Raw genomic sequence first — 6,981 nt, 5'->3', positions numbered from 1 at the left:
ATGGCTTTTCAAACTTTGATAATTTTCGAGAACGCGTATTAGCTTGCTTCTCTAATTAGATAAAAATATCACCGTAAGTTCCGGAGAGCCGGTCGTCCTTGTTCTGTTCCCGTTGCTTGTTTGATAAAAAAAAACCGATTTGTGGGCCCACTTTTTACAGCCATTGTTGCCTGAGATGCTTTTCAATATTTTCCAGACTGGTCAGTTCACTTGGGGGTGTATTGTTATACAAAATTTTAGCAATTTCTGCCGTACAGGATTGCAACCGCTCTAGTTCTTCAGGGGTCATGGCTCTTGTTTTCGACTTTTTTTGACGCTTTTATTGATTTTAACTATTTTACGCTTATTCGGATATTTACAAAACCGGGATGCTCCCAGTTTCAACCCTGACTCCAGGCCAGGCTAATAGATAGTCTAGATGGAAGCTCATAACGGTAAATGTATTATTAGGTACATTTTACACTATAAACTCAGGAGAGCCTTTAGAATTAAGTGATCCAGGCTTTGACTTCTCAGTGTTGTGCGAGTTCCGCCAGCGTCTAATTGATGGTAGTGCTCAAAAGATTATACTACAGCACTTCCGGATGTTATGAGGTACAGTAGCAGCAATTAGTAAACCAGTTTTTAAGATGTTTCGGATTAATTAAGTCAAGAGCCACAGCAATTATGGTGTCAACCATTTTAGTGGTGGTTGGTGAAAACTGTCGCAATAAAAGATTTGAGTTGCGACACCATAATTCAATTGGATTAAAATCAGGAGAGTATGGGGACAAACACAAGATAAAAGCACCCACCGCTTCAATCTACGGGCTTAATTGAATCTACTTTATGCGCTGGTAAGTTATCCCTCACTACTACTGCTCCCGACCACAATTGTGGCACTAAACATTGAGCGATAAACACCTCAAATGCTTGGCCCCGCCATCGAGTTGTCTATGGTCATTAATGCCACTACTCGCTGAAAACTAATTGCACCAATTACTGTGACTTTCTTGCCTCGATAAAAGGGTTTGACTGCATAGGCTCTCGTTCCTCGTTGGAAGCATGAGTTCTGGTTAAACAAGCGTAATACTCCAGTCTCATCTAAAAATACGCTCATTTTTAGGTTCGATATGCTTGACTTTTTCTCAATACTATAACCTTAATTTCATGACTTTTTCAGTGCCTGCTTGGCTACTTCTCACTGTTTTTTTTTACGATTTAATCCCAACTTTTGTAAGGCGTTACACATTGCTGTTCTACCCACCCAATTTCCCGGATTCTGGGCAAATAACTCACACAATTCTAGTAAGGTTGCATCGGGATGTGCTGCCACTATTTCTCTCAACTCTGCTGTGGAATTATTCAAATGACTGTATCTCGGTTTCCCACTCTCGTTTCGGCTGTAAATTCCCCTCTATTTTTTGTTGCTTGACCAGTTTCTGAACTCAGCTTTTACTGACGGAAAATATCGCTGCTGTTTTTCTGATCGACAGCTTCTGATCTTGATGGGCTGCTACTATTTTTGGAAAGCAAATCAACTGAATATGCTTTCATTGGTGTATTTTTTTTATCTATTCTTATTGTACCTCATAACACCCAGAAGTGATGTAAATAAATTATTGGGCGTTGCATAATGGAAGTATGAATTGAGGTCAATTGAGGATGCAACCCACATTCCGCAGATGTGGGTCGGATTTTTTTATCAGTTGTGAAAACTTGGAAGCGAAACGCTTTTGGGATGAAATTATGCAGTTTTAGCATTACAGAAGCTTGTCAAATTTACCTAAACTAAGTTAGTTGAAATAATTGACTTTTTCTCATATATTCATGTTGCTATTTTATCCTGACCACTCATATTTTGAAGCAAGAAAACTTATGCCAAGAGCAAATTGTCTTGACTAATTAATGAAAATTATTCACAAATATCTACACCTCGAACTCAATCGTTATTCGCTTGAAAATATTAAATAGTATTGACAGCAATACTCTCCTAAATGCCGCAAGATATCTTGACGCTAAGCAGGTTAAATTACTGACCTGCTTCGCTCCATTTATCGTCACTAAATGTACCGCCTGAAACATCTGAAATATCCAGCGCATTGTCGGCTTATCGGTCAATTTCTTTACCTGATTTTTCACTCGTTCGTTGGTAGCTGATAATTGTTGTCTCAATTTCCTTTGCGCCAGGTTATATACTAACAAACACAGTCCCATTATCATTCCGATTGCTTCAACTCGCTCCGGCTTTTTCACGAATACGCTGGAAGTAAAAAATAACGGATCTTTGATAAATCTAAATCCTCTCTCATTACTTTGCTGCGCTTTATATTCCGATAATACCTGTGGATTGGTTACTGCTTCAGCATCTAAGATATTTGTGGCTAATATGAATCTCCCGGCTTTGACTTTTTCCGCTTCAATCGCTGAATTTCGGGGTTCTATTTCACCCGTAATTTGATAAACTTTTGTCTGTGTCCGAGCGAGTTGTTTCAGATTGCTTTTTGTTGCTTTAACTGTTTTTTCTTGGGATTTAATTTCTGTTATCTGGTGATATTTCCATGATTCTGACAACTTTTTTATGGCAGCTTCCGCATCGGAAATACAAGCAAATTTTTGCCTGGATAGCTTACGCAGTTTGGCTTTGGCTGATTCTAACTGTTTCTCTACTTGCTTTACTATTTTTTTGAGATCTGCTTGCTTTCTGATTTCACTTTATATTACTAGCCATCTTTGCTTGATGCCAGCATACTCACTCGTTTGGGCTGCTATTTTATAGCCTTTTATTTGAGAGTCTTCCCAGTCACTATCTTCAATGTTGCAGATTTTATTTTGAGCTGATTTGATGCTTAATGGTACTCTTGTTATCCATTTCATTCCTGCCATTGCTGACAAATTTTCTACTGTGTACAAGGCACTGTCTGCTACACAGATTCCGTCAAATGTCCACTGGTTTTTAAATTCTTTTAATCTCTCTACAAAGACACTTTTATCATCGGCATTTCCGTCATCTATTTTGAGATATAATGGTACGTCTCCATCTCCACTTACGATCGTATCAATGATAAATTGTTTGAGGTCCGGTCTTCGATCTCTTGCATAGCCATGAACGATTTTTATGGTTTTTATGGAAGATTCTGTATCTTCAGATTCTGCCTCAACTTCCTGGCTTTTTCCCTGACAGTTTTTGTATGCTCCTTCTACTGATATTGAACTGCTATCTAGGTGAACGCTTTTCATTGATACTTGAAATTTCATCGCTGCTTTCAGGGCAATTGCCGTGAATAATTTTGTGGTTCCAGCTTGATGATATTTGTCTAAAGCTCTCCCGATTCTGTCATCATTTAATTGTTCGGGTGTCACTCCTTCTCCAATTAGATGTTCTGTTGCTTTTTCCACAAAAAATGTTTCAAATAGGTAGATTGGGGCGCTCAAAAATCCCAATCCGTTCAAAATCATTGCTTTCATTACTTGTCCTGGACTGAGGGTTTCTTTAACTTTTATTCCCACTTTTTTGTTGACTTCTTCTACCAATTCCATTTCATCTATGAGCCCCGCTACTATTCCCAAATGGTCTAAATTTACGATATTTATAGCTTCAGAGGGCTTTTTCATAGTTTTGAAGGTTGCTATACTGGCACAAATTATTATACCTTAAAAATACCTCAAATGATTGCATAGCAATCATTTGAGGTATTGGCAATTCTGAATTTTTTTGAAATTAAATCTGCGTGAATATCTGCAGAATGTGGGATGCAATGCCCAGAATGCGGTTGCACCCATATCCGTAAAAATGGGAAACAAACAAGGTAAACACTCATCACATTTGTGTTGCTTGTGGTCGCCAGTTCATCGAGGGGTACGAACCAGCGAAAGGTTACTCAGATGAAGTCAAACGAGAATGCCTGAAAATGTATGTTAACGGCATGGGCTTTCGGGGTATCGAACGAGGTAATTGCGTGTGCATCACACGACGCTCATTACTTGGGTCAAGCGCGTGGGACAACTACTGCCTGATGCTTACGAACCAGAGACTGTTCCCCTCGTAGGTGAGCTAGATGAATTAGAAACGTTTGTCGGTTCAAAAAAAACTTGCATCTGGCTGTGGACGGCGGTTGACCACTTCAAGCAAGGGCTCTTAGGCTGGGTCTTAGGTGACCGAGCGTGCAGAAACGTTTCGACCGTTGTGGGCAATTGTGCAGGCATGGCAGTGCTATTTCTATGTCACTGATGGATGGTCGGTTTATCCCGGCTTTATTCCAGACGGCGACCAGATTGTCAGCAAGACATACATGACACGGGTTGAGGGGGAAAACACAAGGCTTAGACACTGCGCGAGCTCGACTGCATCGCAAGACACTATGCTATTCCAAATCAGAAGAACTACTGAGACACCCAATTAGATTGTTACTGCATTATCTGAAATTCTGGGATGTCCCGGTTCCTCAATAATTCATACCGCTATTCAGCAACGCCATTTTTCCTCACCATTCGTGACACAGATGAAGCAGTATTATAGAACCCATTTGACATCTTTGAGGCTGCGAGTCGATCGCCCGTGGTCTGTCGATTGTCCGTTATCTGTCGATCGTCAAAAGCTCTCAAATGGGTTCAAAGAACCGCTATTGACAGGATGCTTTTTTATATTTTGCCCTTTTTGTCAAGTACAATTTATACCAAATCATTGGTAACAACTTAGAAGGCAGTAGATTTTGTCAATACCCCTTTGTGCATAAATATTATTAAATAATAATGATAATCAAATAAGGGGTAAGGGTGGGAGAGTTCTCTTACGGCGGACTTTCCCACCAACAGCGATTATCATTATTAATAAGTTGTGGTCTCGATTGGCGGACGATCGATAACAGTGACGGACGATCGATAATAATGGCGGACGATTGATAATAATGGTGGGCGCGACATAATAATGGCGGGCGCAAGATAATAGTTGGACCGCCAGCGCACGGCAGCGTCGGGGAGCGCACGATCGATTGCGAGCATTGGTACGATCGAACGATATAATTGACAAATAATTGGGCGATTGTGTAGGTCAGCAAATATGGCCAAGAATCAAAAAACCAACCGTGACCACGCTAAAAAAACCACAAAACCGATGGTGGAAGATGAAGCGATTGCCTCGCAACTATCGGCATTATTAACACCAGCCATCACCTCACAAGAAAATTACTACCGTCAACTGGGTTTACGAGGGAGAATTCTTAATCTACCGTTGATGGTAGCAGCAGTATTAGCCCTATTGTGGCCAGAGGTGGCTGGAGTGACAGAACTCACAAGAATGTTGGCAAGAGAAGGTTTTTTGTGGTGCCGACCTACAACAGTCACTCAACAAGCAATGTCGATAGAGATTTTTAAGTTTTCCCGCCACATTATTTGAGGGAGTCTTCAAAAATTTATTACCGAGTTTAAGAACGGCTTGGTACCAGAGAAACCAACGGCATCTACCAGAAAGCATTCAATTTGCCTTGACCAAATTTTCGAGAATTTGGATAGTGGATAGTTCAGCGCTCGAAGCATTATTTTGCAAGCTCAAAAGCCTGGAAAATATACCCAAAGCGCAGTTGGCAGGGAAAATGGCAACAGTTATAGATTTAATGACCCGGCTCCCTGTTGATATTTGGTTTCAGGAAAACCCAAGAGCTTCTGATGTTAAGCTTGAAGAAAATATCCTGCAATTAGTGCCAACTAAAACCTTACTCTTACTGGATAGAGGATTTTACCATTTTAGCTTTTGGCTCAAATTAATTGAAGCAGATATCCACTTAATTACTCGTTTAAAAAAAGGAGCAGCCATTCAAGTAGAGCGAGTATTTATACCAATTCACTATGAAGGTACACTAAATGTAGGCTAAAAGTAGAGGAGATGCAATATGGCCAACAAATTTAAGGTAGAAATCCAGGAAACAGTTGAGGAACTAGAGCATCGACTCGAACGGGCTATAACCTCCGTAAGTAAAGAAAAATTACTGGTATTATACTGGATTGCCACCAAAAAAATCAAAACAAGAGAAGAATTAGCCACGATGCTGAAGCGAGATGAATCAACAATATATCGTTGGTTAAGAGCTTACAAACAAGGTGGAATTACCTCATTACTCACAGCAAAAAAAGCTCCCGGTAAGACTCCACATATACCACCCGAAGTTAGAGAAAAATTAATCAAAAAACTGCAAGAGCCAGAGGGGGAAACAAGTTATGGCAAATTACAGATATGGCTAGAAAAAGAATGCGGAATAAAAGTGAGCTATAAAGTCGTACATGACCTAGTTCATTATAACTTAAAATCTTACCTCTTTCGTCCCAAGACCCCAAAGCAATAAGGTGAACGAAGTTGCACAGACAAACTTCAAAAAAAAACTGTGGGAGATTATCAAAGTAATGATTAAATATTTCGGAACAGGACAGCCTGTAAGGATATGGTGTCAGGACGAGAGTAGATTTGGATTGATTACTATGCAGGGCAGGATGATTACATTGAAGGGGATAAAACCCGTCGGGAAAAAGCAATGGAAGCGAGGAAACTTCTATGTGTATGGAGTTGTAGAGCCATCAACAGGTGAACAATATTATCAAGAATTTTCTCAGCTCAATCACAACTGCTTTCAAGAGTTTTTAAATGGATTTGCTGAAAAATACTCAGACTATTTCAATCTAATTATCATGGATAATGGTAGCTTTCATAAAGCTCTCTTATTAGACTGGCATGACCATGTAATGCCAATATATTTACCTGCCTATAGTCCTGAATTGAATCCGATTGAAAGATTGTGGGAACATACAAAAAAAGACCTCAAGTGGGAAAATTATTCGAGTTTAGATAAACTCAAAGAACAGGTAGATATAATTATTAAATCTCTCACGAATGAAGAAGTTTTATCTCTCTGTGGTTGGGACTATAGCGATCGCAAATGATTTGTAAATCATAAATAATGTATAATGAGGATGTAAACCTAAGTAGGAGTTGAGATGTCCCGAGAGAAATCG

4 protein-coding genes and 3 pseudogenes are annotated in these 6,981 nt (G+C 39.7%); 4 read left to right on the top strand and 3 right to left on the bottom strand.

Annotated elements, in window-relative coordinates:
* Positions 1–154 precede the first annotated feature (154 nt).
* The 3 genes and pseudogenes from E5S67_RS34270 to E5S67_RS30395 all read right to left on the bottom strand — a co-directional run bounded on the left by E5S67_RS34270 (position 155) and on the right by E5S67_RS30395 (position 3,594).
* Complete coding sequence (locus E5S67_RS34270; protein WP_281363599.1) at positions 155–289, bottom strand: hypothetical protein; 135 nt, start codon at positions 287–289, stop codon at positions 155–157.
* An 891-nt stretch (positions 290–1,180) separates the two neighbouring features.
* Complete coding sequence (locus E5S67_RS30400; protein WP_172192983.1) at positions 1,181–1,348, bottom strand: hypothetical protein; 168 nt, start codon at positions 1,346–1,348, stop codon at positions 1,181–1,183.
* A gap of 580 nt (positions 1,349–1,928) precedes the next feature.
* Positions 1,929–3,594: pseudogene (locus E5S67_RS30395) on the bottom strand (IS1634 family transposase).
* A 138-nt stretch (positions 3,595–3,732) separates the two neighbouring features.
* Between E5S67_RS30395 and E5S67_RS30390 the strand changes: the two are divergent.
* The 4 genes and pseudogenes from E5S67_RS30390 (at position 3,733) to E5S67_RS30375 (ending at position 6,909) form a co-directional block, all read left to right on the top strand.
* Positions 3,733–4,431 (top strand): annotated as a pseudogene (locus E5S67_RS30390) (IS1 family transposase).
* 661 nt (positions 4,432–5,092) lie between these two features.
* Positions 5,093–5,810, top strand: a pseudogene (locus tag E5S67_RS30385) (transposase); the annotation flags it as partial.
* 57 nt (positions 5,811–5,867) lie between these two features.
* Positions 5,868–6,317 carry a helix-turn-helix domain-containing protein gene (locus E5S67_RS30380; RefSeq protein WP_172192981.1) on the top strand — a complete coding sequence of 150 codons (450 nt, stop codon included), beginning with the start codon at positions 5,868–5,870 and terminating at the stop codon, positions 6,315–6,317.
* Between the two features lies 1 nt (position 6,318).
* Complete coding sequence (locus E5S67_RS30375; RefSeq protein WP_172192979.1) at positions 6,319–6,909, top strand: IS630 family transposase; 591 nt, start codon at positions 6,319–6,321, stop codon at positions 6,907–6,909.
* Positions 6,910–6,981: the final 72 nt, after the last annotated feature.

This window comes from Microcoleus asticus IPMA8 (genome assembly GCF_013179805.1).
In the GTDB taxonomy this organism is placed as follows: domain Bacteria; phylum Cyanobacteriota; class Cyanobacteriia; order Cyanobacteriales; family Microcoleaceae; genus Microcoleus; species Microcoleus asticus.
The sequence above is the reverse complement of the archived record's forward strand: the minus strand, read 5'-3'. Positions and strand labels throughout refer to the sequence as shown.

What these genes read in the sequence shown, in the direction of transcription:
- E5S67_RS34270 (WP_281363599.1), bottom strand. Translation starts at nt 289, where the DNA reads ATGACCCCTGAAGAACTAGAGCGGTTGCAATCCTGTACGGCAGAAATT.
- E5S67_RS30380 (WP_172192981.1), top strand. Translation starts at nt 5,868, where the DNA reads ATGGCCAACAAATTTAAGGTAGAAATCCAGGAAACAGTTGAGGAACTA.